Origin of the sequence: Streptococcus sp. CF8_St5-11 (assembly GCF_024295625.1) — a bacterium.
Classification (GTDB): Bacteria; Bacillota; Bacilli; order Lactobacillales; family Streptococcaceae; genus Streptococcus.
This window is the reverse complement of the sequence record NZ_JANCOJ010000004.1, coordinates 25,528-51,772: the sequence shown is the minus strand read 5'-3', so window position 1 is coordinate 51,772 and position 26,245 is coordinate 25,528. Positions and strand designations below refer to the sequence as shown.

Genomic DNA, 26,245 nt, shown 5'->3' with positions numbered 1-26,245 from the left:
CATGATGATTCCCTAGGCCATCTTTTGAGTCGCTTTTTCCTTTACGACAAATACAAAACCGATAGAGCCGACGACGGCTCCAAGCAAGATCCAATAGACCATATCCGATGAAGCCATTGGGCCTGCCAAGAGACCTGCTAGTAAAAAGAGATTGATATACAGTCGGGTATCGCGATAGAAGGTCCAATTGAAATGGTAGCTACCTTCTGGGTACTGACGTGTCGATACAGGCGGTTGAAAGACCTGAAGAAGGATCAAAATCCCAACAAAAGCAAGATAAGCGAGGCTAACTACCGAAAGAGGATCCCGCATCGTCAAAGCTACAGCCGCTAAAAGCAAGACCAAGATCCAGAAATGAAAGTCCATCCAGAATTCACGATGATAACGAAGCCGTTTCATAAGATCACACCTTTCTCTTTATGTAATCGTTTTCTGTACTTCTATTATAAGACAACAAATTTATTTTGCAAGGAATCATTGGCTTTTTGGGGTTGAAAATAGGACCAGAATATCTCTGGTCCGTCTAAAAAAACTATGAACAAACATTAGTTGCCACTTCATTCACTGATATCATTTTCGATAATCACCTTGAGAGCATGGTTTTCACCCGCATGTTTAAAGACATCATAGGCTTTTTCAACTTCTGAGAGTTTGAAGTGGTGGGTGATGAGCTTGGTTGCATCGATCTTGCCTGATTTCAAGACATTGAGCAACATTTCAGTGGTATTGGCATTGACAAGACCGGTGTTAAGAGTAATGTTCTTGATCCACAAATCATCCAAATTGAAGCTAACCGGTTTTCCGTGGACACCGACATTGGCAATATGACCACCGACAGAGATGACGTTTTGGCAGACATCAAAAGTAGCAGGATAACCCACACATTCCATAGAGATATCGACCCCACGACCTTCGGTCACTTCATTGATAAAGGCCTTGATTTCAGCGATATCGCTGGAGCAGATGGTGTGAGTTGCCCCAAATTTCTTAGCTGCTTCAAGACGAGATTCAGACAAGTCCACCATGATAATCGTAGCTGGTGAGAAGAATTGAACGGTCAAAAGTGCTGCAAGACCAATCGGACCAGCTCCAACGATACAGACATTATCACCTGGTTTTACATGAGATGGAAGCACCCCAATTTCATAAGAGGTTGGGAGAATATCTGAGAGCATGACCAAGGCTTCGTCATCCACAGTTTCAGGCGCATGATAAAGACTTCCATCCGCATGTGGAATGTGGACATACTCTGCTTGGGTTCCGTTGATCAAGTGACCTAAAATCCAACCACCATCTTCACAGTGAGAAGGCAAACTACGTTTACAGTAGTAGCAGGTATTACAAGCTGTGACACAAGAGATGATGACCTTGTCGCCTACCTTGAAGTTATTCACTGCATCGCCGACTTCTTCGACGATCCCGATTCCTTCGTGGCCTAAAATCGTGCCTTCTTTACAAGCTGGCACATCTCCTCCTAGGATGTGAAGGTCTGTCCCACAGATGGTTGTCTTCAAGACACGCACAATGGCATCCGTTGGATTTTTGATCACTGGTTTTGGTTGATCCAGCAGTTGCAGATTGCCTGCAGATACATAGGTTGCAGCTTTCATAAGCGACTCCTTTTTTGTTGGTTTGATAAAACCATTTTATTTTCGTTTCTTTGTGAATATTATAACATACTAAGTAAGCGCTTGCAAGATTTTATAGGCACATTTTTAAAAGTTTTTTGAGCAAACAAAAACATTCCCCTTATCTATACCAGAGGAATGTTTCAATCACCTTGTTCTAATTGTTGACGCTGCTTGTAGTACTCTTGCTGCTCGCGCTCGCGTTCTTCTTCTAAACGCTCTTCATAGCGCTTGAGTTCTGCCTCAAACTCTTCTTGCAAGGCAAATAAACGCTCCAGGCCACTTTGAGCCTCCGCACTTGGCGCTTGAAAATGAAGGGCACTTAGCCAGTCCACTAAATTTTCTGTATGTTGGCGGACATCCATACGCATATCCGCATAATCCCACTCCAACTCACTAAGCTTTTGATTGAAGCGGTAATGTCGATCTTCTAGTTGTTCTAATTCACTATTTCCTGAATGGTACATCACATACCTCCTTTAATCGGACTCAATAAAATAGGCTTCTTCACTGCTTTCAGTGCTGTTTCTACCGCGTCCGCTGCTCCTCCTGTAAATCCATCTTTCAAATCACTAACGAGGGTCGTTGTAGCAAAAGAGCGCATCTTTTCGGATTGACCGCCCAAGGTTACCTGCAAACTCATCCCTTCCAACATCATCAAGGCTTTCTGCGTTGCAATCAAACTTCTGATCGCAATCCGCTCTTGCTCCTTTTTAATCTCTCGATGGAGCTCCTCAATTCGTTCTCTGTCCTCTCCCAGGATCTCTAACATCTTTTTCTCCTACTTATGAAAAATCAAAGGCCGTCGCTTGTCCCTTGTCCAAGTCCACCAATTGAGCTGATGCAGCCTCCAACTGACCTGCCAAATCTGACAAGCGAGTAGAGTAGGCCTTTGCTTGGGCAAGGTTTTCCGCCTCTACTGCTTGGTCCCAACAAGTATCCATGGAGAACTCTCCTAATAGTTGCTCCACTTCTGCATCTGTTAAAAATTGGGCCATGCTGTGGGCCATTTGAGACACCTCAGCGACCTTATGAGAAACCGTCTCCTTAGCCTCTTCCAGCTTATCCTTGACTTCTGCCTCAAAGACAGTTGCTTGCGCTGAAGCATTCTGCGCTACCGCCAGCACCAATTCCTCCCGCAATTGAATGGTCTGGGTTCCAGATGCGCCTGCCAGTTGCTGATGTAGGCTAGAAATGCTTGGATTTTCCTGCCCATACATGGAGACCACCGAAGCAGATGATGGCTGATTTTCTGAAGTGGAAGTTTCCCGATCTCGTTGGGGCATTTCAATAATTTTCTGTGCCTGATCTTGTCTTCCTTGCACGTCACCTTCTAACTCCATTTGAGATGGCCTCCTTTCTTGGATTTGTTTTTTCGTTTCCTATAACTGAAAAAGGATCATAACCCTTCAGCTACAGGCAGATTCACACACTATAGGGTAACATAAAATAGCTCGGAATGCTATAAAAATAACACAATTTCTGAAAAAAAGTCTAATTTTTTATGAAAAAACGAGTTTTGGACCCAAATAGCAAAAATCCCCCGCTCTTTCGAGTGGGGGTAGCTGATAAACATCAGTTGTTCCTTGGCGTCTTATTTACGACGTCCTGGACGTTCCTTGTAACCATAGTAAGCATCTTCGATGATTTCTTGCATATGGTCTACCATTGGAAGACGTGGGTTAGCTGGTGAACATTGATCTTCATAAGCAAGGAAGGCCAATTCACGAGAATGTTTCTTCCATTCTTTTTCATCGATGCCTTGTGCTTTGAAGTTCATTTCGATACCACAGCGTTCACCGAGTTCGTATACAGCTTTTGCGTAAGCTTCAACGGCTTCTTCTGGAGTAGAGCATGGAAGTCCTAGCATACGAGCGATATCTTGGTATTTTTCATCTGCACGGTAGTAGTTGTACTTAGGCCATGTAGCTGTCTTAGCTGGGCGTGTACCGTTGTAGCGGATAACGTATGGAAGCAAGATGGCATTGGTCCGTCCGTGGATGGTGTGGAATTGCGCACCGATCTTGTGGGCCATTGAGTGAGAAATACCGAGGAAGGCATTGGCGAAGGCCATACCTGCGATGGTTGACGCATTGTGCATCTTTTCGCGTGAATGGAAGTCCGCATTCTTGACTGAGCTTTCCAAGTTTTCAAAGACAAGTTTAATAGCTTGAAGAGCAAGACCATCTGTGAAGTCGCTAGCCATTTGTGATACGTAAGCTTCTGTCGCGTGCGTCAAGACGTCCATACCAGTGTCTGCTGCAACAGATCCTGGAACTGTCAATACCAAGGCAGGGTCTACGATGGCTACTGTTGGAGTCAATGAGTAGTCTGCGATTGGGTATTTACGGTTGTTTGCTTTATCAGAAATAACGGCAAATGGAGTTACTTCAGATCCTGTACCAGATGTTGTTGGGATGGCGATGAATTTAGTCTTCTTACCAAGCAATGGGAACTTGAAGGCACGTTTACGGATATCCATGAATTTTTGAACCAAGTCACGGAAGTCCACTTCTGGTTGTTCGTAGAAGAGCCACATAACTTTGGCCGCATCCATTGGTGACCCACCACCGAGAGCAATGATCGTATCTGGTTTGAAGGCACGCATGATCTCTGTACCACGTTCAACAGTTGTGATATCTGGATCTGGTTCTACGTCTGCAAAGATTTGGTAAACCACCTTGTTGCGACGAAGGTCAAGCTGTTCGATGATACGATCAAGGAAACCAAGCTCTACCATAGCGTGGTCTGTAACGATCATGACACGTTCAACGTCACGACATTTTTGTAAGTATTCAATTGAATCACGTTCAAAGTATGTTTTTGAAGGAAGTTTCATCCATTGCATGTTATTTCTCCGGCGTCCGACTTTTTTAATATTCAAGAGGTTGATGGCACTAACGTTGTCCCCAACAGAGTTGCGTCCGTAAGAACCACATCCAAGTGTTAATGATGGCAAGAAGGCATTGTATACATCCCCGATACCACCGAAAGTCGAAGGAGAGTTGCAGATAACACGAATGGCTTTAACTGCTTTACCAAATTCTTTGGTCAATTCTTCGTCAGCTGTATGGATGGCAGCTGAGTGACCAAGACCGTTGAATTCAACCATTTGGCGAGCTTTGTTAATTCCGTCTTCACGGCTTTCAGATTTCAAGACTGCAATGACTGGTGACAATTTTTCACGAGTCAAAGGCTCTTTTTCACCAACTTCTTTACATTCTGCCGCAAGGATATTGGTTCCTTCTGGAACTGAGAAGCCAGCTTGTTCTGCGATCCATGCTGCTGGTTTCCCAACGATGTCCGCATTCAATTTCGCACCCGCACAGTTTTTGCTGTTCGCTTTCACACCGAAGCAGAACTCTTCAAGAAGGGCTTTTTCTTTTTTGTTAACAAAGTAAGTGTGGTAAGATTTGAATTCTTCAACAAACTCATCGTAGATTTCTTTATCGATGATGACCGCTTGTTCAGACGCACAGACCATACCGTTGTCAAATGATTTAGACATGACGATATCGTGTGCTGCTTGGCGGATGTTGGCTGATTTTTCAACGTAAGCAGGCACGTTTCCGGCACCAACCCCAAGAGCTGGTTTTCCACAAGAATAAGCAGCTTTCACCATGGCGTTACCACCGGTCGCAAGGATCGTAGCAACTCCTTCATGGTTCATAAGGGCACTGGTTGCTTCCATAGAAGGTTGGGTAATCCATTGCACACAGTTCTCAGGTGCTCCAGCTGCAATTGCCGCATCGCGTACGATTTGTGCCGCATGAGCAGATGATTCTTGAGCAGATGGGTGGAAGGCAAAGACGATAGGGTTCCGTGTCTTCAAGGAAATCAATGCTTTAAAGATTGCTGTTGAAGTAGGGTTGGTTGTAGGAGTGATCCCGCAGACAACTCCGACTGGCTCTGCAATCAGCGTTAAACCAGTGACGTCATCTTCTGAAATGACACCAACTGTCTTGGTGTGACGCATGTTATTTACTACGTGTTCACAAGCGAACAAGTTCTTCGTCGCCTTATCTTCAAAGACCCCACGACCAGTTTCTTCATAAGCATGAAGAGCGAGCTCACCGTGTGCGTCAAGAGCAGCTACAGATGCTTTCGCTACAATGTAGTCCACTTGCTCCTGGTTCAATTTGCGCATTTCTTCAAGCGCCACCAGCGCTTTTTGCACCAACTCGTCTACGTGTTTTTCAGCAGCGAGTTTCTTTTCTTCAGGTGAGAGAGTTTTTTTATCAGCCATTTGATGCTTTCCTCCAATGTTTGAAACCCTTATCCTTTTCTAGAACTTTTTCATGTTTTCGGAAATTTTCAAGAATAGTGTAAGAAATTTCGATTTGTTAATTATTTCACAATATAATTGTACTCTATTTTGAGATTTTTGTAAACACTTCCAAGCAACTTTCACAAAGATTTTTTTGAAGTTTGTGAAAGTTTTATCAATCCTATTGCTGTGAAAGCAATTATCTAGCAAAATTGTGAAAAAATAATTAAAAAATTTTTTTCTTCACAAAGTGATATTTTCAATTGATTTTTGTAAGCGTTTTCTCAATCTTACTAAAAAAAGCAGCTTTTTACAAGTAAAAAGTTGCTTTTTGTTTTATTTTGTTAGGATTTGTTTTGTTTCAGTTTCAGAGAAGCATTGTTACTTCTTGACCGGACCCTTTTCGGCCTTATCAAGGGCTTCTTTGACGGTTTGAGCATAGAGTTCCCCACCATTGGTTTCCATATTGAAGTGAACAGAGTCTGTTCCCACCCAAATGTTTGGATTTTCAATTGCTACTTGGTACCAGTCCGCAATGGTGATAAAGTCGTATTTCTTAGCCAGTTCCAACTCATAAAGACGGGTTTGAACCGATTCACTGGACTGATCGTTGGCATAGCGACCATCATATGGTGTCACAAGGATCAAGCGACGGCCTTTTGGAAGTTTCTCAACATACTGATCCAGCAATTCTTTATAGTTGCTTACAGTATTGGTTCCTAGGGCAATGACCACATTTTTTAGGAGAACTTTATTGGAGATATCGGTCTCAAAGATCTTCATTCCATTTTCCAACTGACGGCTTACCACTGCATCGATCTGGATGCCCGGGATGGCTTTAGTCAGGTAGTCCTGTGCTCGCAAGTTAACCGAATCACCGATCATGGTCACACCATTTGAGACGTTATAGTCTGTTGCAGTCGCATTGTCCACCTGCGTCCGTGTGACCTGCATTTTGCTGTCTGCTTGATTGAGCCCACTCACTACCAAACTCTCATCAAAAGCTCCAACGGTAGGTGCAAAGGCGGAGATTCCAACCATCAAGAGAGCCAGAGGAATCATGAGGTAAAAGATCGGTTTGGTCAAAAAACTGAGATCCATCTTCATACCAAAGACACGAGGCTCTTTGCCTGCAATGGTTGGCTCCAAAATATAGAAAGACAGAGCCGTTAGAATCAAGGAAACGATCGTCGTCACAAGGGCTGCCATCATATTTCCCAAATGTTGAGAGAAGATGATAAAGAAAGGCCAGTGGAAAAGATAGACACCATAACTGGTATCTGCCAAGAAATTGAGGATGGCTGGTTCTTTTTTATCTGGCGTCTTCTCATGGAGAATGCGGGCCGACAGAATCATGGCACAAGCTGCGATTGTCGCTGCTAAAAAGCCAAACAGATAGGTCCACAAGCTATCAAATGGCAAGAAAAGACTGAGCACAAACAAGAAGGCAAAGCTTCCACCCAAGACCGATAAGGTCTTTTTCATGCTCCAAGACTGCACCAGCTTTGTAAAGTTCGGGCTGACATTGGCAATCCCTGTCACCGTTGCTAGGCATGATCCTGCAAAGAAGGGGAAGATGTGAGTGAAGCTAGAAAAATAGATGGTAGAGAAATTGGCTGTCAGAAAGGCACGGATGAACATGGACAAGAAGGTGAAGAGAAAGAGCCCGCTGGATGCCAGGAAGAGCATACCTCGGTATTTCCCAACAGTCTTAGCCCGCTTAGCCAAGAACCATGCCAAAAGTGCCCAGAGCACATAGTAATGCACTTCTAGGGCCAAACTCCAGGTATGAAGGAAGAGATGTGGAATGAAGTTACTTTCGTAACTACCACCCGTTGCCATCTCAAAGAAATTGGTCACAAAACCGAAGACCGCCGCAATCTGAGTCCCAATACCAGCCACGTAGTCCCGTTGGACCATAAAGGTAAAGGGCATCACGACCAAGACCATAAAGACAAGGGGTGGTACGATCCGGTAAAAGCGCCGTTTCAAGAATGCCAGGTAGTCGATTCCTTGCTTGCGCGCAAATTCATCGATCAAGAGCGCTGTAATCAAAAATCCTGAGAAGGTGAAGAAAATATCTACCCCAATGAAGCCTCCAGGAAAGGCTTTTTGGAAGAAATGGTAAAGCAATACCAATAAGAGTCCTGTAACACGGACTAGTGAAAACCATTTAATGCGCATTTTGATAAATCCCCTGCTTGAATGTTCCTTTGTATACGACGTTGGCTTCTGTGGTTAAGGTGCCTTTGCCCTCCGGCTGGCCGTTAACAAACTGCCCTTCATAGGTCCAACCATCCTTGGACTTAAACTTACCATAGCCGCTAAAAGAGCCGTTGACGAGGTTACCTGTATAGGTATCCCCATTTTTAAAGGTGACGGTTCCCTTGCCATTCATCTTGCCACGGACCAAACTTCCGTCGTAACGGATCGCCCCCTTATCCAAGGTCAAGACGCCCTGACCTGGAATGGCTGAAAGGAAAACCAGCAAAGCAGATAGAACAATCACGACTAATGCTGCTATTTCTAAATTTTTTCGCGTCAGATAGACCTTATAAGTCTCATAAAATTCTTTCATATTCATTCTCTCACATATCAAACTCTTAAGAAGTTGCTAGCTGATCTAACCAAGCCTTACAGCCACTCAGGACTCTGGAATAGGTCTCCTCAAAATCACCGGTATACCACGGATCTGGCACACTTTCAGAAGCAAAAAGATGAATCTTGTGTTCTGTTCCTGCAGGAGCCATTCGCTTCAGATCTGCTACATTGTTTTCGTCCATCCCTAGGATCAAATCAAAGTTGTAAAAATCCTCTTCCTTGATCTGTAAGGATGTCTTGGCTGGATCATACGGGACTTGGTGTTGTTGAAAGATTTTCTGGGTTCCCTGATGGATGGGATTGCCATGTTCCCAGCTCGAGGTGGCCCGACTTTCAATCTCATACTGATCCGTCAAGTCCTTCATGACAAACTCCGCCATGGGGCTCCGACAAATATTTCCTAAGCAGACAAAGACGATTTTTTTCATGATTCCACCTAACTCCTTGTTCGGACTGCCCAACCTAGCTGAGCTCTTGGCTTTCCACTATGGAAAACCAGCATACTATTACCATTATAACAAAAATGTGACAGAAAGATGACAAAGTGGCTCCATCATTTTAAAGAAAAATCAGATTCCTTTTTCAAATCTGATCTGTTTCTCTATTTTGGAAAACGAACCTCTAATGGAGGCCATTTACTCTGCCAATCCTTCTTTTTCATCCGCTCTGTATAAACCGCCAAACGCTCGGGACTGGCTAAAAAATGCGGAGTCGGCTGAACGATGAAGTCTTCGATATCCTTTGTCCCATAAGGGAGAAAGAGCTCTAGCTGACCATCTTTCCTTAAGCGAACTGCAAGTGCCGTACACTGCTCGGGGTATTTAGAAACCGCGTCACAAGTACTGCGATAAGGATCCGTCCCCGGACTATGCTGGTGCATGTAGACTTGATTCTTCACTTCCCAAGCGTACTGGGGATAGGTCTTCTTTAAGTCCTGCTCGATCTGCTGAGTCTCCTCATAGCTGATCGTAGGGTCATAAAAGACCAGATCCAGATCTGTCGTCGCATCAAACCCTGGTCTGCCAGAAAGCTGGTTCCAGACGAAATTGCGCACCGCGCCCGCCGCTAACCAGGCATCTGCCAAGTCTAGATCTCGAATAATAGCCAAGACAGTCATCATCTCCGGATCCGCTTGGATCTGTTCTACGATTGCTTCTTCCGTCAGCATCTTCTTCTAGTCTCCATTGTAGGGATAACCCAGATGTTCATAGGCCTTGCGGGTCGCCACACGCCCTGTCCGGGTCCGCATGATAAAGCCTTTTTGAATCAAGTAAGGCTCATACATATCTTCTACGGTCTCTCGCTCTTCGGCAATATTGACCGATAGAGTCCCAAGGCCGACCGGGCCACCGCCGTACATTTCAATCATGGTGCGCAAGATCTTTTGATCGACATAGTCTAGCCCTTCATGGTCCACATCTAGCATAGAGAGGGCCTTGTCGGTAATGGTATCGTCAATCAAGCCATCGCCCATAATCTGGGCAAAATCGCGCACCCGCTTCAGCAAACGGTTGGCAATCCGAGGAGTCCCCCGACTACGAAGAGAAAGCTCTTCGGCAGCTTCGTGGGTAATTTCCATCTCAAAGATCTCGGCGGTCCGCTCGACAATCTCTGTCAAATCATCTTGCTCATAGTATTCCATGTGCCCCGTAATCCCAAAGCGAGCGCGCAAGGGATTGGACAGCATACCAGCTCGCGTCGTTGCCCCAATCAAAGTGAAAGGAGGAAGGTCCAGATGGACACTCCGGCTGCTCTCCCCAGCGCCAATCATGATATCGATGTAAAAATCTTCCATGGCGCTGTATAGCACTTCTTCGACTGACATAGGCAGCCGGTGGATCTCATCGATAAAGAGGACATCCCCCGGCTCTAAGTCATTAAGGATAGCTACCAAGTCACCGGCCTTTTCAATGACAGGACCGGAAGTCTGCTTGAGATTGACACCCAGTTCATTGGCAATGACAAAGGCCATGGTGGTTTTCCCAAGCCCCGGAGGGCCAAAAAGAAGGACATGATCCAGCGCTTCATCCCGAAGCTTAGCCGCCTCAATAAAAATTTTCAGCTGGTCCTTGACCTTATCTTGACCAATATATTCATGTAAATATTGCGGGCGCAGCGTCCGTTCAACGGCCTCTTCATCGCCCATGATTTCATTGTCTAAAATTCTACTCATACAGTCTATTATAGCAAAAAAATGATACCTTCGGTACCATAAATAGAATGTGTTTTTTAAAGATCCTAGTTCACACCGTCGTTCGTTAGAAAAAATTGAACAGTTGCCCTCATCGCCAACCTTTCTTTTTATTATACAGTCCCTTCTTCTTCATCTATCGCTCACCATTTCACTTTATAATTATTTTCTTTAATGATAAAATTAAAGCAACAACGTTTAGGAGGTAAATTTATGTTTACTAAAACAAAGAAGATCCTTTTCGGTTTCTTGGCATTCTTTGCAGTGCTCCTTATTGCGGGATGTCAGTCTTCTCCATCGCAGTCTTCTAAAACAACTAAGTCTTCTCAAACAGATAAATCTCCTCAAACAATAAAAGCACCACAAGATCTTACAAAGGATCAACAAGGAACTTGGAAATGGACTGACCAACAAATGACCATTCAAAAAGTATTCCTAGCTTCTAATATCAAAAAACTTGCCGCTGTTCTAATGCTTGATGACTTCGATAAGGTTAAGATGACGATGACTATTAAAGATAAAACCGTTGAATTGAAGTACCATTTTGATTACAGAGAATTGTATGAGGATCAAGCATTTGCAACAGGAGAGAACAAAGCGAATTATGAATCGTATTTAAAAAATAAAACTGCTGAATTTAAGAATTATATTCCAAATTTGAAACATACAAAGATTACTCTTGACGAACCTAATTATGCCTATGATTACTCTCTAACTGGAGAAATCGATACGCAGAAACATACTATTACGTTCCCTGAAACACCTACATTTTTAAGTAGAATTGTTATGGGAACCACGTATAACTCACTTGTACCAATTACTTATACTTACACCGTTGAAGGTAACCAACTAACACTTTATGCTGAAGGTAAGGATGAACAAAGTCATTTTAGAGTAATACGTCTTCGTTTCAATTACGTAGGAGACAATCATTAGAAGGAGTGATCAATCATGAACAATATGAAAAAAAGTTCCCTATGGATGTTTTCCCTTCTTGCTCTTCTATTTGTATCAGGATGTGGGCAACAACAACAGAAACAACAGCAGCAGAAACAACAAACAACCGCTGAGACTACAACAGTTGCAGAAACTACCACAGTAGCACCGGCCCCAGTCTCACTCGAAGGAGACTGGAAAGCTGTAGATTTTAGAGATACAGTGGAACGTACTTTCTTAATTTATTATGGTGATGCTAATAGTCGATTAAAGGTTACTGAAGCCTTCCAAGATATCGTTCCGACTCTAAAAATTACAGGAACAGATGTAACTTATTCTTATAGTGCCGATATGAATAAGTATATTGATTTTTATGCTGAACAGAATAAAGATAAATACCCTACAAAAGAAGAAGCTACTGCCATTCTTCTAGGCGTAAGAGAAAAGAAATTTGGAACTTTTAAACATCAAACTGGAACGTTTGATAACAATACAAAAGTGTTAACTGCAACATTAAATGATGGGGTTTTAAACGAGAATGCAAAAACGATCGTATTCCCTGAAGTCCCAAACATCTTTGGAGTTCTACCTCTTTATATTAATTCTACAGACGTACCAATTACTTATCACTACGAATTGAATGGTGACATCCTTACAATTTACGCTGAAAAAACAATCGAAGAAACAGGAGCACATCTCGTTTATCCAATGAAATTCAAGAAAGTTTCAGATCCTAAAACTAATTAAATAACTCACTGAGAGTGGGACAGAAATCGGTAATTCGTTAGAATTCGATTTCGTCGTCCCACCTCCGCACAGTTGAGTAGGGCTGTAAAAGCTGATGAAATCAGCGTAGTAGAGCCCACTCAACCACTGCGTCTTGCTCGACAATCCAAAATAATTGAGAGGCTAGGACTTTTGTCCCAGCCTCTTTTGTGTGCAAAAAAATAATTTAGGAAACCTTGAGAATCTCATCTATTGGGTACTCTGCTACATACAATTTTCCCGTTTCTTATGTTGAATAATCGGTCAAGTTACAAAACAAAATTGTGATTCGTTTGAAAGCCCTTGCAAAACAATTATGTTGCACGTATAATATAAGCGTAATACAATTATCTATTTTAAGGAGGTCTAGCGATGATTAGACGTTATAAAAAATTATTTTTAGCATTCGTTGCTCTGCTCTCAGTCTTCCTACTAGCTTCTTGTTCTCAAAAACAAAGTGGCTCTAAAAATGCCGCTAAAACAGAAACAGCAAAAGTCGAAACGATTGATGGCGAATGGGAATTAGTCGATACTCTCGATGCTTTAACGGAATCCATCGGAGCCTATACCCTCCATGGAATCCACTTTGCACACTTGCTTGAATCTATTAAAGACTTCAAAATGGACATGAAGATTGAAAACAATACGGCAACGATTAAATACGACTATAACATTGATAACTTTATTAAAGCTTTCTCCACTGTCACAACAGACGCTAGAGGCAAGACTGAAGAAGAATTCAAAAAAATCATGTATGACTCTCATGAAGGATTTGCAGGCGACTTTAAGAAATACAAAGTCAGCATGAATAAAGATACTGGCGTGTTTAGCTACGAAGCAACGGGTTCTATTGATCAAGGTGCCAAAACAATGACCTTTGATGAAGGACTTTCAGTAGCAAACTCATTCTTCTTCTCATTCGGTGAAAATCGCGTTTCGCCAAACACATATCACTACAAATTAAAAGACGACATGCTTTATGTCACGATTGACGGAAAAGCGAAGAAAGATAATCTTCCAGTTCACTATGAACTACACTTCAAACGTAAAGGAAGCACTACTCAAAAAGACCCCGTTCCAATTGAAGGAAAATGGCAAGCCATCGACTTCCGACCAGCTCTTGAACGTAGCTTAGCCTTTAAAGATTTTGACAATGATGATTCGGCTATCAAGCTTATCTATCCTGAGGCATGGAAAGATTTAAAACCAACGTTGAACATTACAGATACATCTGTTGAATTCGACTATACTGTATCTCTAGCAGATGGTTTTGGAAGGTTCTACGATTACTTAAAACAAAAAGATGCGTCTAAAGTGACTCAAACGAAAGACGAATATATTAAAAATCAATTTACCAAATTATCAGTCAATCTACAGGATGGCGCTAAAGACTTGCCCAATACAACTTATGAATTTGATAGAGGTAATGCTAAAATTCATTCTGTATTGAAGAACGGTAAATTAGATACAGCAAACCAAACGATTATCTTCCCAGAAGCTATCAATATTGTGCAACTTGCAACCATGTCCATTGGACCTGTCGCTAAAGAAACTACGTATAAATACTCTATTGATGGAGATATTTTAACGTTGACGATTGAGCAACGCGATGGACGGAATAATCTAAATACGATTATTTCAGCAAAATTCAAAAAAGTGTCTGATGCAACGAGCAAGTAGTCATTCCACTACCCCTTGAGAATTTCTCAAGGGGGCTTTTTTGTGTGCAAAAAAATAAAGAGCTTACGCTCTATTAAAATACTTCGGTACCTTTGGTTCGGTTGAACTCTCTGAGTTCACCTCATTAAATTTTTAAAGATCGTAGTTCTCACTAGCGTTCGAACTGCGTCAATGTACCTAAACTCGCTAATGCTCGTAAAGAATATGGAACGTAGTTTTCGCTCCGCTCAAACTGCATCAATGTACCTAAGCTCACTAACGTTCGCTAAGGTACATAGAAAAAGCCACCGGCTTTGGTGGCTCTTATAGGGAGATTATTATGAAAAAGTTTTAGGAGTTTTATCATTCAAAGTTAGGAGGTCTTTGATGATGGTATTAGTATACGATAGGAAGCTTAAACTTTTCTTATAGTTTTTCTAAAAAATTTTTTTCGAGAAAAAGAGGAGGTCCCAAGCAAGGATTTCACATCCTTGTTTGGGTCACCCCTTTCCTCCTTATTTCTTAGCGATGGCATGGTAGCTAGTCTTGCTGGTAAAGACTTGACCTGCTCTCAAGATGACCTTTTCAGCCTGGTCACTGTGAATGGCATCTGGCACTGTTTGGAATTCTAGAGCCAAGCCATTGTGCTGAACCATTGGTTGGCCTTGCAGATGAACCGTTTCGTCTACGAAATTGGCTGAATACACCACCAAGGCTGGGGCTTCTGACTTGAAGGTCAAGAAACGTCCAGATGGCTGATGGTAAAGGAAGCCAGCATTTTCATGCCCTTCTGGAAGAGCGAATGGATGATCTAATCCTTCTACCAGGCGGATTTGCGGATCAGAGTCCTTAAAAAGATCCTCCAAGAGCATAGCTTGGTAGAGATGCTGAACAACCGGACTTTCTCTATCCACGGTCTGAAGAGGAACACCGTCTGGATGGATAGGGTAAAGCCCTTGATGGTTGATCTGAAAGACATGGTCATTGATCGGTTGGGTGAAGTCCCCAGATAGGTTGAAATAGCTGTGGTTGGTCGGGTTGACCAAGGTATCTTGATCCGTTTCTACCCGATAAGCAATCTCGAGTTCACCATCTTCCATCAAACCATAGGTTACCCAGATCTTGAGATTTCCAGGGAAACCACCGGTTCCATCCGCCCGTTCTGTATAGAGAGTGATTTCCTGATCCGTTACCGACTCCACGCTAAACAAGGCACTGTCCCAACCCGTTGGTCCACTGTGGTTGCAGTTGGCACCGTTATTAGCTTCCAAGTGATAGGTTTGACCATTGAGTTCAAAACTGGCCCCTGCAATCCGACCTGCTACTGGACCAATACTAGCCCCATATTTAGGGCTATTGCCTACATAGTCCTCAAAGCGATCAAAGCCTAGAATAATATTCGTAAACTGGTCTTCTTTATCAGGCGTCACGTATTCTAAGATCGTCGCCCCATAGGTCATGACAGATAATTGGTAACCCTTGTCATTTTCGAGGCAATAAGCCCGAACCTCTTGATTCTGCCATTCCCCAAACACGCTTTCTTGATACTGTTTCACAAACCTTCTCCTCTCACTGTTTTTCTCCATTGTATCAGTTTCACAAGAAGAAACACTCCACTTTTTATAGAAAATTAGTGGCTATTCTTTATGAAATGGATGAATGATCACCCCTTGCACAACCCGATTGACGGTACCAGTCGGTGAAGGCGTATCTGGGCGATTTTGCACCTTGAGTGAGGTCAAGAGAGAAATCAATTGACCATAGATAATGTATGGGAAGGCACGGTAGATATCTAGTGAGTCTGCAGAAGATTCCACTAACACTTCCCGTACATGCTCGATCCCTGTAGCTTGATCGGTCAAGAGGACAACTTGACGGGCAATCCGATCCCCTGCAACTTCTCGAACCAAGTCCAGATCATACTGACGGGTATAAGGATCAATGGATCCAAAGACCAAGACGAGGGTCTTATCATTGATGAGGGATTTTGGACCATGACGGAAACCGACAGGACTCTCATACATAGTTGCGATTTTGCCTGCTGTTAATTCCAAAATCTTGAGCTGGGCTTCATGAGCTAGACCAAAGAAAGGTCCTGCCCCCAGATAGATCACGCGCTCAAAGTCTAGATCGACCACTTCCTTGACCGCACGGTCCTTCTCCAAGATTTGCTCTGACAGATGAATCAGTTCTTCTACTCGTTTTTCTTTCATCTCTTCCTCGCTTGGATCAAAGACCAAGAGAGCTGTCAAGAGCATGGAGGTAAAGCTAGAGGTCATGGCAAAACCAGCATCGTTGGTTTCTTTCGGCTGTAAGAGCAAGAGATTGCGCTCATCTCCGTGGGCTTGCTGGGCCAGTTTTCCTTCTTCGGCACAGGTAATGGTGATCTGATAAAGTTCATCGACCAAGCCTTGGGCCAACTGCACGGTTGCGACACTTTCTGGCGAATTGCCACTCCGGGCAAAAGATACTAAAACCGTCGGAACCTCTTTTTTCAAATAGGTTTGAGGATGAGCTACGATATCCGTCGTCGCAATGGATTGAAAATTCCAGTGGCGTTCATCGTGCACTTCCTGCAAGTAAGGAACCAAGGTATCCCCCACATATGCTGAGGTTCCTGCCCCTGTCAAGATGACCTTGATATAGTCATGCTCTTGCCCAATCTTTTCTAAGAAAGCTTTGATTTCCGCTTTTCTTTCTTGGTACAAGCGAGCCGTTTTTTTCCAAACACTTGGTTGTTGGTAAATCTCACGTGTTGTGATCTCTGCTCCTAGCTCCTGCAAGTCTTCTTTTGTATAGTCTAACATAGAAACTGTTGTTCCTTTCTACAATCTAACGTTGATAAATGGGAAAGGAGCCTGAGATGATGCTCCCAGACTCCCATACCAACCTACTCATCTTCATCATCATCAAGGTTTGACAAGAGGTCATTGACCTTGACAATACTTTCTTTTGCACGTTCAGGGTAGTCCCCTTCATTACCAGTCAGGCTACTATTGATGAATTCGATAACCATCGGAAGATTCATCCCTGCGTATAAGTCAATCGCACGTCCTTCAAGGATCAAGCGGCTCACGGTGTTGCAAGGAGTTCCTCCCAAGAGATCGGCAAATACAATATAGTCTTCTAGACCTTGGACTGTTGCTTCTAATTTAGCAGTAAAGTCTTCTGGTCCTTCTTCTGGTAAGAGTGCAACCGTATGGATGGATTCTTGTGGTCCCATAATCATCTCTGTGCTCGCTTTGAGCTCTTCACAAAAGCGACCATGGCTGACCAATACTAACTCTTTTGCCATACCTTACTCCATTATGCCATTCCAAAGAAGAAGTGGCCAAATGCTGAGAATGCGATTGCTGCAAGGATGATGAGCAAGATAGCTTTTGTAGAGTTCATACCCTTACGTCCAAGCAACCAGTAGATTACACCTGTGATGATAGCTGGTACCAAACGTGGGAAGATAAGGTTGAGCATATCTTGAATTTCAATCGCTTTGTCCCCAATGTGTGGAGTCCAAGAAACTTCAACACCAATCATGCTGGCAATCAAGGCACCAACCATGAAGATACCCAGAACGGCAGCTGCGTCGATCAAAGCTGTCAAGGTACTTTGCATATTGTTGATGAGGTTAACCCCTTCTTTATAGGCAAATTCCAACTGTTTCCAACGGAAAATGTCATAAGCAACTGCCACAGCGATCCACAAGAAGATACCGGCTGGGTTTCCTGCAATAGCCAAAGTTGCTGCGATTGAACCCATAATAGCTGGTACCAATGATCCAAAGATTGAGTCCCCAAGAGGAGCGAATGGTCCCATGAGACCTGTCTTGATCCCGTTCACCGCATCTTTTGATTTGACACCATCTTTTTCTTCCAGAGCAAGGTCAAAACCAGTGATAATGGTGTGGAAGAATGGTGAAGTATTGAAGAATTGCGTATGCAATTTCATCATTTCTTTCAATTCTGGAGTGCCATCACCATACATTTTACGCAACTGAGGTAAAAGCATATAAAGGTAACCAGAAGCCTGCATCCGTTCGTAGTTCCAACCCAATTGGAAGGTGAAGAGGCTACGTTTGTTGATTTGTTTAAAATCTTCTTTTGTTAGTTTGTAATTAGAATTCGTCATCTTCAATTTCCCCGCTTTCTACATTGCTTGCTGGAGCAGCTACGACTGTACGTTGACTGTTTTTGAAGTGTTGTACTGCAAGGAAGATACCGATAATGGCAATACCAATCATAGATACACTCTTGAAGTTGTTAACAAAAGTAATAGCTTGTTCTTTTGGAAGTTTAGCGAACACATCAGAACCAACAATGCTAGACACTGCAGCACCAAGGCTTTGAACATTGCTATAAAGCACTGTCAACATTGCTGTTAAGCCAAAGCCAAGTGCTAAGTAGTGAAGGTTACGACGAACAGGAAGGTAACGAAGCAAGATCGCAAATCCAAGACCTGGAAGCATTTGACCTGCAAGTTTCAGACCGTTTGCCAACCATTGTACATTAGCAAGACCTGTAACAACAGTTTCTACGAAAGAACCACCAAAGGCAAGCGCGAAGAAGACTGGAAGGGCACGAGAAAGAGCCCAAGGAACAGCACCAAGAAGGTAGTTGCGTTCAATTCCTTTATAGTCGTAACGTTCGATCGCAGCATCTACACGGTGAGCGAAGTAAGTTGTAGTCATACGACCAAGAATATCAAAGTAGGTCAACAAAGTTGCTACCGGCACAGCGATTGTAGCAATAGCAATCTCTGGATCAATCCCTTTTGCTACTGAGAAGGCAGTCGCAAGAACGGCACCAGATGTTGCGTCAATACGAGAAGCTCCACCGAAAGTACCTACACCGAGCACTGTCAATTGAAGAGAAGCTCCGATAAATAGACCTGTCTTTAAATCCCCCATGACAAGTCCTGTAATGAAACCAGCAAAGACTGGTGATCCTGCTGATGAAACAATCGTCAACTCATCACAGATTTGATAAGCTGAGTACAAAGTAAGTAGTAAAATTTGCCACCATTGTATCATGACAATTTCCTCCTAAAAATTTTCTTTTACTTTAATAACTTCATAAAGTCTTCTGCAGTGTCGTTTGGCACCATCTGAGACGTAATCTTTACACCTTTTTCGTGGATCTTGTTGAAGTCTTCCACGTCCGCGTCCACCACATTGATCGAGCGGGTAATCGCACGTGTCTCATCAGATTGAGACATATTGCCGACATTCAGCGTTTCAAGCTGAACGCCTGCTTCGATCAAACGAAGGAAACGATCAGGTTTGCGAGCTACGATAAAGAGTCGTTGGCTATCATATTTTCCAGCCAAGATATTTTCCGCAGCCTTTGCGACTGGCAAGATACTGAGCTTAACACCAGGTGGTGTCGCTAGTTTCAAGCCACTTTTTTCAATATCATTTTGAGCGACTTCATCATCGATCACCATGATACGTGAAACATTTAGTTTGGTAGTCCAAAGATTGGCTACCTGCCCGTGGATCAAACGTCCATCGATACGGCATCCTACAATAGTCATAAGTTTTCCCCCTTTACTTCTTTGAATGTAGGTTGTTGAACAAGTTGAAGTGTCTCTTGGTAACGCCCTTCTGTCTCAAAGACGATCAGGCTATTGGCTCCTTCTTTGAGGAAACCATGAGGCACATAAAGTGAAGTGGTCGGTCCGACCTCCCAGAAGCGGCCAAGGTTATGGCCATTGACAAAGACGACCCCTTTCCCAAATCCTGTCATATCCAGATAAGTGTCAAGGGTGTGGTCCAGCTGAAAATCATATCGGTAAAATGCTGGAGCACCTGCCTGCCATTCCTTTGAAAAATCGAGCTGACTGAGATCTTGTAAATCCAGTGGGTACTGCTTCCAATGAAGGTGGAAATGCAAATCCACACAGACACCTGTGCGAATGCCCTTGTGCTGGCTATCAGCCAAGAGCTTGTGCCCATAGTTGACACGGCCCATATTCTCAAGCAAGATTTTTAAATTCGTAACCGCTTTCTTTTTTCCTTTGATAAAAAGATCTTCACCGATCTCTGTTTGGTATTGCGTTGCTACATGTTGATCATCTAGGTAAATCTGTACCCGATCCCGGCCATCAATGATGCGCAGTTTTTCTTCTTCCGCATCCAACTCAAGGTCTGTCTCATATAGGAGATAACCTGTGGTTTGCCCCAACTCTTCCATCTTTTCAGGATAAAGGCTGGTCTCAACCTGAGCCAGATTGTCCAGATTCCCAAAAAGACTAGTCTTGGCTGCCAATTGCAAGGTTTGTTCTGGCAAACACTCTTTGATGAGTGGTTCTTGCTGTGGGTATTCCGGATAATAGGTCGCCATCATTTTTTGAATGACATAATACTTCTCCGTCGGATTGCCCTGTTCATTGAGCAAAGCCCCATAGTCATAGGAAGTTACCTGTGGCAAGTCTAGCGTTCCCCGAGCTGAGCAACCATTCATGAAGCCAAAATTGGTTCCGCCATGAAACATATAGAGGTTGATGGAACCAAGCTCCAAGACCTCATGGACAGCTTCTGCCAACTCCTCTGGGTCCCTTTGAATCACGGGTTCCTTCCAGCGGGTAAACCAGCCATCCCAGAATTCCATACACATCAAGGGCCATTTCTTGCCGTATTCGTCAAAGAATTCTTTCATCTGACCGAAGTTATAGGCTGCTTTGGAACCGAAGTTTCCCGTCACAAAGAGGTCTTCTTCGATCAAGGTTCCTGTTCTTAGCGTTGCTCGCCATGGTCCATCTGATGTAAAGAGAGGACAGGTCACGCCTTTTTCCTTCATCAAATCCCGAATGGCACGAAGATAATCCTTATCCTCTCCATAAGAGCCGTACTCATTTTCCACCTGCATCATGAGGATTGGACCACCCTGATCCACTTGGTAGGGTGTCAACAAGCCAAGCAAGCGATCATAATAACGATCCACTGCTTCGATAAAGGCTGGGTCTGATGAGCGGATTCGCAGGTCTTCTTCTAAGAGCCAGGCTGGTAATCCACCAAATTCCCACTCTGCACAGATAAAGGGCGACGGCCTTACAATCATGTAAAGTCCAAGGGATTGGGCGGTTTGAATGAAACGCTCTAGATCCAATCGACCACTAAAGTCAAACTGCCCTTTGCGGGGTTCATGCGCATTCCAAGGGACATAGGTCTCAACCGTGTTAAACCCCAAAGCCTTTAGATTATACAAGGAATGATACCAGTCTGCTGGGTCAATTCGGAAATAATGGATCGCTCCGGACAAAATCTTGAAGGGTTGACCTTTTAAATAGAAAGCATCGCGAATCTCAAAAACTCCCATAAACGCCCCCCTTTCTTATATGTAACCCTTTTCATTTATTAATATAATAAATTATTTAAAAAATGTCAACACTTTTATAAAAAATATGTTAAAATAGGGTTAAATAAGAGAAATCTAAAGAGAGGTAGCACTATGGCAATTCCAAAGTACCAACACATCAAAGATGAATTGAAGCAGCAAATTATCTCCGGAAAATTTGAAAATGGAGATAAATTTTATACGGAAGCTGAACTCATCAAAATTTATGATGTCAGCTCTATCACCGTTGTCCGTGCTTTGAACGACCTCGCCGCCGATGGCTACATTGTCCGTCAGCAAGGAAAGGGAACCTTTGTTTCTCGTGCTCGAAAACACAAACTGGTAGAATTTTCAGATGTTGAAACCTTCCCAATCCAAAAGGCCAAAGTCAAAGTTCTCTCTATTAAACGTGGAAATACCTTGAGCATCCTAGACAAACTAGGCCTCAACCCAACGCAGTTCTACTATAAGATCGAACGGACTCGCCAGACAGGGGATGATACCTATATCTTCCACCAAACCTATATTCCTGAACAATACATCAATCCAAACTATCCAAATTTGGAATACTACAGCTCTATCTATGATCGCTTCAAAGAAGACTATCACATTCATATGAATGATGAGCACTTCGAAGAAGTCAACGAAATCGTCTTTCCTACACCAAGCAAGGTTGCTAAAGTATTGAAGATCGACGAAAATTTCCCAACGGTCAAACAAGTGAAGACGACCAAGCTAGAAGCGACTGGCCAAATCCTTGAATACACGGAAACCTATAAACGCGGTGACTACTACAAGATCAAGTTCATCTCCTGTGACCGCGATCACTAAGAACCAAAAAGACTGAGACATCTCGGTCTTTTTTATAGCTCCAGTATAGCATGTTGAAAACGATTTCTAAAGACCTCTTTAAAAATATATATAATTAGTGATAGTTTAGCTATAAAAAGTTTAAAAAGGGAGTGGGAAAGAACTCCGACTAGTTAAAAAGAGTTCGTCTTCCCCACCCCCGCACAGTTGATTAGGTCATCTTTGGAGCTTCATAAGCGAACAAAGATACCAATCAACCACTGCGTCTTGCAGTTAGTCTTATCAAACATCAAAGGCTGGACAGTTTTTGCCCAGCCTCTTTCGTCTATTTTTCAAATTCCCTTTTTCGTTGCGATTAGTCACCCAAACCGATGCGTTCGAAGATTTCATCCACCCGTTTGGTGTAGTAAGTTGGGTTGAAGATTTCGTCGATTTCTTCTTGAGTGAGACGAGAAGTCACTTCTGGATCTGCTTCAAGAAGTGGTTTGAAGTCTACTTGGTTATCCCATGATTGAGCAGTCTTCGGTTGAACAAGGTCGTAAGCTTGCTCACGTGTCATGCCTTTTTCAATCAAAGTCAACATCGCACGTTGGCTGAAGATCAAACCAAATGTAGAGTTCATGTTGCGGATCATGTTTTCTGGGAAGACCGTCAAGTTCTTAACGATATTTCCGAAACGGTTGAGCATGTAGTCAATCAAGATGGTTGTGTCTGGTGCAATGATACGCTCAGCTGATGAGTGAGAGATATCACGTTCATGCCAAAGGGCTACGTTTTCATAAGCTGTGACCATGTGACCACGGATCACACGCGCAAGACCGGTCATGTTTTCAGAACCGATAGGATTCCGTTTGTGAGGCATTGCTGAAGATCCTTTTTGACCTTTGGCAAAGAATTCTTCCACTTCACGTTGTTCAGATTTTTGAAGACCACGGATTTCAGTTGCCATCCGCTCGATAGAAGTTGCGATGCTCGCAAGAACTGCAAAGTACTCAGCATGAAGGTCACGAGGAAGGACCTGTGTAGAGATTTCTTGAGCACGGATACCCAATTTATCGCAGACGTATTTTTCAACGAATGGTGGGATGTTGGCAAAGTTCCCAACCGCACCAGAAATCTTACCAGCTTCCACGCCAGCAGCCGCATGCTCGAAACGCTCGATGTTGCGCTTCATTTCGCTGTACCAAGTCGCCAATTTCAAACCAAATGTTGTCGGCTCAGCGTGCACACCGTGGGTACGACCCATCATGATAGTGAACTTGTGTTCTTTGGCTTTGTCAGCGATGATGTTGAGGAAGTTTTCAAGGTCCTTGCGGATGATGTCGTTGGCTTGTTTGTATAGGTAACCATAGGCCGTGTCTACCACGTCAGTAGAAGTCAAACCATAATGAACCCACTTGCGCTCTTCACCAAGCGTTTCAGAAACCGCACGTGTGAAGGCCACCACATCGTGACGAGTTTGCTGCTCGATTTCCAAAATACGGTCGATGTCAAAGTCCGCTTTTTCGCGAATCAAAGCCACATCTTCCTTAGGGATTTCTCCCAATTCAGCCCATGCTTCATCAGCCAAGATTTCCACCTCAAGCCAAGCACGGTATTTATTTTCTTCAGTCCAAATGTTCGCCATTTCTGGGCGAGAGTAACGTTCGATCATTTTGTTTCTCCTTATAAACGAATCATCTAATATCACTAACTAAATTAAAAACTATTCCAAGTTCTCCATACTTAGGATTACACCTTGTCCCAATGTAGTCTGTGATATCATTTCTATAATTTAAAAATTCTTGTCTTCGATTTGGATCATTCATAAATTTTTGATATATGGATGGATTCCTAAAATATTTAATTAATTCTATAAAAAGTATCCACCATCGAGAGCACCCTATTCCTGTCATACAAAATCTACGACTAAAGTCTGTACCATTTTCTTCTGAATATATTTTTTTCATCAAATCATACACTTTTTTATTTTCTGAAAAATTATTTTTTATAAAGAATGATAGTACTAAAGAATCAATGGTGGAAGTTTGTCGCTCAACATTAGCTATAACCCTTCTTAAAACGCAACTCCTGATTGAGCTTTTTGCATATTTAGAAATTATATAATAATGCCATATTTGCAAATCTGTTTCCGAAAAATATTTATCAACGTAATCTATATTGTCAATTAGAATACCGACTATTGCTTCTGTCTCCTTGTCTTCCGACATTGATAAAATTGTATCTATTAATCGATAAACATGAGTGGTAACAACTGGAGCAGTATAAGCTACTTTTAACAACATAGGAATTATAAATATAGATTGTTTTTGATTGATCTTACAATTTTTATAAACTTTATCTATATATTTTTTGCACATCGTTAATGAAGCCCTGATTTGAGGAATATTTCCTTCATTTGATAGTTTACTTAGATATTCTCTTAATTCTATTATATCTTTGCGTTTTAAATCAGCTTTCCCTTTTAAAAATTTCACATTTAAAAACAATTCATTTATATTAGCACCACTACTAGAAGGAAAACCTTTCTCAACCTTAGTTTTTTCCTGTTTTCTTCGCAAACTAAAAACCCTAAGTATCTTATCAAAATCTTCTAAGATTTCTTCCACTTTTGATCTATCTTTACCAAAAAATGTAAAGTCATCAACATATCTCACAAAATCTTTATGCTTATCCGATAACATACTATCAATAGCTATCCCTAAAAATTCTGAACTAATTGTAGAAGATATTGGACCTTGTAAAATTCCCTTCGTGTGGTTTTCGTTTTGAGACATATTATAAGAATCTAAAAATGTAAAAAAATTTTTTAATCTAGGTTCTGCATCACAATAATCTACATACGGTTTTTTTTGAGATAAATCTAAATAATGAGTATAAATATTATCAAAATAATTTTCGATATCCGTCTTTAAAAAAATAGGATTACTTCCTTCCAGACTAATTGTCTTCTCTTCATTGATTTTATATGACCTATTTTTATTTGGATCTATTTCATTTGTAAAACCTGCCAGCTTTTCTATATCTCTTCCAAATCCTTGTTCATCATATTCAAAGGATAATATGTGTTCTCTCCCAAGTATTGGCGAATTAGAATGAAATAAAATAACCTTATTTTGATTATCAGAGTAAAAATCTTCTAACCAAATTCTATCAATTGTTATTATATTGTAAACAAAAGAAAAATATAAAATTGGATTCGGAATAGCCATTCCTCTTTTGCTCATATCATTTTTAAAAGCAAAATATTTAATTGGCTCAGACCCTTTATGAAATATATAGTTCGGTTTTTTTATTCTATTAAAATTTATTGTTACTAAATCATTTTGTACTTCAAATATATCAATCCTATTCTTGTACATTCTGTACAAAACTTTTCTAGCATGTTTAAAATTATTTAAAACAGGTGGCAATTTAGTCGATGCAAATTGTTCAAATAACACTTCAATATCTTTGCTAAGTCTAGCTCTATCCATTAACTTATACCTTTGTATAACTCTCTATAATTCCTTAATCTTATCCGGTTCACCACTAAACAAAGTCACATAACACATCTTGTTATTGTAGCATATCCTAGTTTATCATAGAAATAAACATATTACTTGAGTTTTCAGTAACATAGCATCTATCAGATGCGATATTGGGGATAAATGTATTCCCGACAATCAGCTTGAATACGAGTGCTCTGGTTACTTTGGTTCTATTATTTTATCAAAGATTGGACATCCAAATTCAAATTGGCGGAACCTGGAGTCCTTTTCTTTCTTGTTATTAATTTCTATTTTTTGATGTTTCACATCAGTTAGCAACCGACTGGCGCTTTACTCAAATTCTTCTTTCCCGATCCACACAGATGGATAGTGATCGAATGTATTCAAATCCGTATCCAGTGGGACATCATAGACAGCTAAATAGTTTTCAGGATATTGAGCAGTCAGCTCTTCATACTTAGCTTTCACTTTTTCGTGATCGCTACTAGCATACAAGACTTCGACGACTGCTCCTGTCTTGTCCTTCTCAACAAAAGCATTGACAATGAGTTGAATCATAAAACCTC

The 26,245-nt window shown here is 42.1% G+C and carries 25 protein-coding genes; 4 read left to right on the top strand and 21 right to left on the bottom strand.

Translation table 11 applies throughout. The features are described 5' to 3' along the window. Nucleotides 1-12: 12 nt before the first annotated feature. The 11 genes from NMM13_RS08360 to ruvB form a co-directional block, all read right to left on the bottom strand. The gene (locus NMM13_RS08360) at nucleotides 13-399 is read right to left on the bottom strand and encodes an ABC transporter permease (RefSeq protein ID WP_118398170.1); all 387 of its coding nucleotides are present in this window, start codon (nucleotides 397-399) and stop codon (nucleotides 13-15) included. A 158-nt stretch (nucleotides 400-557) separates the two neighbouring features. Continuing rightward, nucleotides 558-1,610 carry a zinc-dependent alcohol dehydrogenase family protein gene (locus NMM13_RS08355; protein ID WP_003015314.1) on the bottom strand — a complete coding sequence of 351 codons (1,053 nt, stop codon included), beginning with the start codon at nucleotides 1,608-1,610 and terminating at the stop codon, nucleotides 558-560. A gap of 161 nt (nucleotides 1,611-1,771) precedes the next feature. Then, nucleotides 1,772-2,095, bottom strand: a complete 324-nt coding sequence (locus NMM13_RS08350; RefSeq protein ID WP_003009394.1) for a hypothetical protein — start codon at nucleotides 2,093-2,095, stop codon at nucleotides 1,772-1,774. Further along, nucleotides 2,095-2,400, bottom strand: a complete 306-nt coding sequence (locus NMM13_RS08345) for a hypothetical protein (RefSeq protein WP_049472664.1) — start codon at nucleotides 2,398-2,400, stop codon at nucleotides 2,095-2,097. The genes NMM13_RS08350 and NMM13_RS08345 overlap by 1 nt, the downstream gene beginning before the upstream one ends. A 13-nt stretch (nucleotides 2,401-2,413) precedes the next feature. Continuing rightward, nucleotides 2,414-2,971: a hypothetical protein gene (locus NMM13_RS08340; RefSeq protein ID WP_254728441.1), complete on the bottom strand. Its 558-nt coding sequence runs from the start codon at nucleotides 2,969-2,971 to the stop codon at nucleotides 2,414-2,416. Nucleotides 2,972-3,222: 251 nt separating this feature from the next. Next, nucleotides 3,223-5,874 carry a bifunctional acetaldehyde-CoA/alcohol dehydrogenase gene (gene adhE / locus NMM13_RS08335; protein WP_021154214.1) on the bottom strand — a complete coding sequence of 884 codons (2,652 nt, stop codon included), beginning with the start codon at nucleotides 5,872-5,874 and terminating at the stop codon, nucleotides 3,223-3,225. Nucleotides 5,875-6,276: 402 nt separating this feature from the next. Next, complete coding sequence (locus tag NMM13_RS08330) at nucleotides 6,277-8,079, bottom strand: acyltransferase family protein (RefSeq protein WP_254728440.1); 1,803 nt, start codon at nucleotides 8,077-8,079, stop codon at nucleotides 6,277-6,279. Next, a complete protein-coding gene (locus NMM13_RS08325) occupies nucleotides 8,069-8,473 on the bottom strand; it encodes a hypothetical protein (RefSeq protein WP_031572807.1) in 405 nt (134 codons plus the stop codon). The genes NMM13_RS08330 and NMM13_RS08325 overlap by 11 nt, the downstream gene beginning before the upstream one ends. Nucleotides 8,474-8,498: 25 nt before the next feature. After that, a complete protein-coding gene (locus NMM13_RS08320) occupies nucleotides 8,499-8,924 on the bottom strand; it encodes a low molecular weight protein-tyrosine-phosphatase (protein WP_118096327.1) in 426 nt (141 codons plus the stop codon). A 173-nt stretch (nucleotides 8,925-9,097) separates the two neighbouring features. Further along, nucleotides 9,098-9,664: a nucleotidyltransferase family protein gene (locus tag NMM13_RS08315; RefSeq protein WP_254728439.1), complete on the bottom strand. Its 567-nt coding sequence runs from the start codon at nucleotides 9,662-9,664 to the stop codon at nucleotides 9,098-9,100. Between the two features lie 6 nt (nucleotides 9,665-9,670). Next, nucleotides 9,671-10,669 (bottom strand): Holliday junction branch migration DNA helicase RuvB, encoded by a 999-nt coding sequence (gene ruvB, locus NMM13_RS08310; RefSeq protein ID WP_021154208.1) that lies wholly within the window; start codon nucleotides 10,667-10,669, stop codon nucleotides 9,671-9,673. A 231-nt stretch (nucleotides 10,670-10,900) separates the two neighbouring features. On the opposite strand from ruvB, the gene NMM13_RS08305 reads away from it, so the two are divergent. The 3 genes from NMM13_RS08305 to NMM13_RS08295 all read left to right on the top strand — a co-directional run bounded on the left by NMM13_RS08305 (nucleotide 10,901) and on the right by NMM13_RS08295 (nucleotide 14,068). After that, entirely contained in the window at nucleotides 10,901-11,623 is a 723-nt protein-coding gene (locus NMM13_RS08305) for a hypothetical protein (RefSeq protein WP_254728438.1), read from the top strand. 15 nt (nucleotides 11,624-11,638) lie between these two features. Further along, nucleotides 11,639-12,370: a hypothetical protein gene (locus NMM13_RS08300; protein WP_254728437.1), complete on the top strand. Its 732-nt coding sequence runs from the start codon at nucleotides 11,639-11,641 to the stop codon at nucleotides 12,368-12,370. A gap of 390 nt (nucleotides 12,371-12,760) precedes the next feature. Continuing rightward, a complete protein-coding gene (locus NMM13_RS08295) occupies nucleotides 12,761-14,068 on the top strand; it encodes a hypothetical protein (RefSeq protein ID WP_254728436.1) in 1,308 nt (435 codons plus the stop codon). Nucleotides 14,069-14,562: 494 nt separating this feature from the next. On the opposite strand, the gene NMM13_RS08290 is transcribed toward NMM13_RS08295, so the two are convergent. From NMM13_RS08290 to NMM13_RS08260, 7 genes are all read right to left on the bottom strand, one after another. Beyond that, nucleotides 14,563-15,603 (bottom strand): aldose epimerase family protein, encoded by a 1,041-nt coding sequence (locus tag NMM13_RS08290; protein WP_254728435.1) that lies wholly within the window; start codon nucleotides 15,601-15,603, stop codon nucleotides 14,563-14,565. 81 nt (nucleotides 15,604-15,684) lie between these two features. Further along, complete coding sequence (locus NMM13_RS08285) at nucleotides 15,685-16,854, bottom strand: SIS domain-containing protein (protein WP_254728434.1); 1,170 nt, start codon at nucleotides 16,852-16,854, stop codon at nucleotides 15,685-15,687. An 83-nt stretch (nucleotides 16,855-16,937) separates the two neighbouring features. Next, nucleotides 16,938-17,342 (bottom strand): PTS sugar transporter subunit IIA, encoded by a 405-nt coding sequence (locus tag NMM13_RS08280; RefSeq protein WP_003009328.1) that lies wholly within the window; start codon nucleotides 17,340-17,342, stop codon nucleotides 16,938-16,940. A gap of 11 nt (nucleotides 17,343-17,353) precedes the next feature. Beyond that, nucleotides 17,354-18,172, bottom strand: a complete 819-nt coding sequence (locus NMM13_RS08275) for a PTS system mannose/fructose/sorbose family transporter subunit IID (RefSeq protein WP_023920055.1) — start codon at nucleotides 18,170-18,172, stop codon at nucleotides 17,354-17,356. After that, nucleotides 18,159-19,073 carry a PTS mannose/fructose/sorbose/N-acetylgalactosamine transporter subunit IIC gene (locus NMM13_RS08270; protein ID WP_049483971.1) on the bottom strand — a complete coding sequence of 305 codons (915 nt, stop codon included), beginning with the start codon at nucleotides 19,071-19,073 and terminating at the stop codon, nucleotides 18,159-18,161. The genes NMM13_RS08275 and NMM13_RS08270 overlap by 14 nt, the downstream gene beginning before the upstream one ends. Nucleotides 19,074-19,099: 26 nt before the next feature. Then, the gene (locus NMM13_RS08265) at nucleotides 19,100-19,576 is read right to left on the bottom strand and encodes a PTS system mannose/fructose/N-acetylgalactosamine-transporter subunit IIB (protein ID WP_003009322.1); all 477 of its coding nucleotides are present in this window, start codon (nucleotides 19,574-19,576) and stop codon (nucleotides 19,100-19,102) included. Continuing rightward, nucleotides 19,573-21,360 carry a beta-galactosidase family protein gene (locus tag NMM13_RS08260; protein WP_254728433.1) on the bottom strand — a complete coding sequence of 596 codons (1,788 nt, stop codon included), beginning with the start codon at nucleotides 21,358-21,360 and terminating at the stop codon, nucleotides 19,573-19,575. Before NMM13_RS08260 ends, NMM13_RS08265 begins: the two co-directional genes overlap by 4 nt. A 132-nt stretch (nucleotides 21,361-21,492) precedes the next feature. On the opposite strand from NMM13_RS08260, the gene NMM13_RS08255 reads away from it, so the two are divergent. Continuing rightward, nucleotides 21,493-22,209 carry a GntR family transcriptional regulator gene (locus NMM13_RS08255; protein ID WP_031572835.1) on the top strand — a complete coding sequence of 239 codons (717 nt, stop codon included), beginning with the start codon at nucleotides 21,493-21,495 and terminating at the stop codon, nucleotides 22,207-22,209. A gap of 334 nt (nucleotides 22,210-22,543) precedes the next feature. Here NMM13_RS08255 and purB read toward each other — a convergent pair whose 3' ends face one another. The 3 genes from purB to NMM13_RS08240 all read right to left on the bottom strand — a co-directional run bounded on the left by purB (nucleotide 22,544) and on the right by NMM13_RS08240 (nucleotide 26,237). Next, the gene (purB, locus tag NMM13_RS08250; protein WP_003013885.1) at nucleotides 22,544-23,842 is read right to left on the bottom strand and encodes an adenylosuccinate lyase; all 1,299 of its coding nucleotides are present in this window, start codon (nucleotides 23,840-23,842) and stop codon (nucleotides 22,544-22,546) included. Between the two features lie 22 nt (nucleotides 23,843-23,864). Beyond that, nucleotides 23,865-25,664, bottom strand: a complete 1,800-nt coding sequence (locus NMM13_RS08245) for an RNA-directed DNA polymerase (RefSeq protein WP_254728432.1) — start codon at nucleotides 25,662-25,664, stop codon at nucleotides 23,865-23,867. A gap of 345 nt (nucleotides 25,665-26,009) precedes the next feature. Further along, the gene (locus NMM13_RS08240; RefSeq protein WP_254728431.1) at nucleotides 26,010-26,237 is read right to left on the bottom strand and encodes a phosphoribosylaminoimidazole carboxylase; all 228 of its coding nucleotides are present in this window, start codon (nucleotides 26,235-26,237) and stop codon (nucleotides 26,010-26,012) included. Nucleotides 26,238-26,245: the final 8 nt, after the last annotated feature.

Coding starts and splice junctions, on each gene's coding strand:
- NMM13_RS08360 (WP_118398170.1), bottom strand. CDS start 399: ATGAAACGGCTTCGTTATCATCGTGAATTCTGGATGGACTTTCATTTC.
- NMM13_RS08355 (WP_003015314.1), bottom strand. CDS start 1,610: ATGAAAGCTGCAACCTATGTATCTGCAGGCAATCTGCAACTGCTGGAT.
- NMM13_RS08350 (WP_003009394.1), bottom strand. CDS start 2,095: ATGTACCATTCAGGAAATAGTGAATTAGAACAACTAGAAGATCGACAT.
- NMM13_RS08345 (WP_049472664.1), bottom strand. CDS start 2,400: ATGTTAGAGATCCTGGGAGAGGACAGAGAACGAATTGAGGAGCTCCAT.
- NMM13_RS08340 (WP_254728441.1), bottom strand. CDS start 2,971: ATGGAGTTAGAAGGTGACGTGCAAGGAAGACAAGATCAGGCACAGAAA.
- adhE (WP_021154214.1), bottom strand. CDS start 5,874: ATGGCTGATAAAAAAACTCTCTCACCTGAAGAAAAGAAACTCGCTGCT.
- NMM13_RS08330 (WP_254728440.1), bottom strand. CDS start 8,079: ATGCGCATTAAATGGTTTTCACTAGTCCGTGTTACAGGACTCTTATTG.
- NMM13_RS08325 (WP_031572807.1), bottom strand. CDS start 8,473: ATGAAAGAATTTTATGAGACTTATAAGGTCTATCTGACGCGAAAAAAT.
- NMM13_RS08320 (WP_118096327.1), bottom strand. CDS start 8,924: ATGAAAAAAATCGTCTTTGTCTGCTTAGGAAATATTTGTCGGAGCCCC.
- NMM13_RS08315 (WP_254728439.1), bottom strand. CDS start 9,664: ATGCTGACGGAAGAAGCAATCGTAGAACAGATCCAAGCGGATCCGGAG.
- ruvB (WP_021154208.1), bottom strand. CDS start 10,669: ATGAGTAGAATTTTAGACAATGAAATCATGGGCGATGAAGAGGCCGTT.
- NMM13_RS08305 (WP_254728438.1), top strand. CDS start 10,901: ATGTTTACTAAAACAAAGAAGATCCTTTTCGGTTTCTTGGCATTCTTT.
- NMM13_RS08300 (WP_254728437.1), top strand. CDS start 11,639: ATGAACAATATGAAAAAAAGTTCCCTATGGATGTTTTCCCTTCTTGCT.
- NMM13_RS08295 (WP_254728436.1), top strand. CDS start 12,761: ATGATTAGACGTTATAAAAAATTATTTTTAGCATTCGTTGCTCTGCTC.
- NMM13_RS08285 (WP_254728434.1), bottom strand. CDS start 16,854: ATGTTAGACTATACAAAAGAAGACTTGCAGGAGCTAGGAGCAGAGATC.
- NMM13_RS08280 (WP_003009328.1), bottom strand. CDS start 17,342: ATGGCAAAAGAGTTAGTATTGGTCAGCCATGGTCGCTTTTGTGAAGAG.
- NMM13_RS08275 (WP_023920055.1), bottom strand. CDS start 18,172: ATGACGAATTCTAATTACAAACTAACAAAAGAAGATTTTAAACAAATC.
- NMM13_RS08270 (WP_049483971.1), bottom strand. CDS start 19,073: ATGATACAATGGTGGCAAATTTTACTACTTACTTTGTACTCAGCTTAT.
- NMM13_RS08265 (WP_003009322.1), bottom strand. CDS start 19,576: ATGACTATTGTAGGATGCCGTATCGATGGACGTTTGATCCACGGGCAG.
- NMM13_RS08260 (WP_254728433.1), bottom strand. CDS start 21,360: ATGGGAGTTTTTGAGATTCGCGATGCTTTCTATTTAAAAGGTCAACCC.
- NMM13_RS08255 (WP_031572835.1), top strand. CDS start 21,493: ATGGCAATTCCAAAGTACCAACACATCAAAGATGAATTGAAGCAGCAA.
- purB (WP_003013885.1), bottom strand. CDS start 23,842: ATGATCGAACGTTACTCTCGCCCAGAAATGGCGAACATTTGGACTGAA.
- NMM13_RS08245 (WP_254728432.1), bottom strand. CDS start 25,664: ATGGATAGAGCTAGACTTAGCAAAGATATTGAAGTGTTATTTGAACAA.
- NMM13_RS08240 (WP_254728431.1), bottom strand. CDS start 26,237: ATGATTCAACTCATTGTCAATGCTTTTGTTGAGAAGGACAAGACAGGA.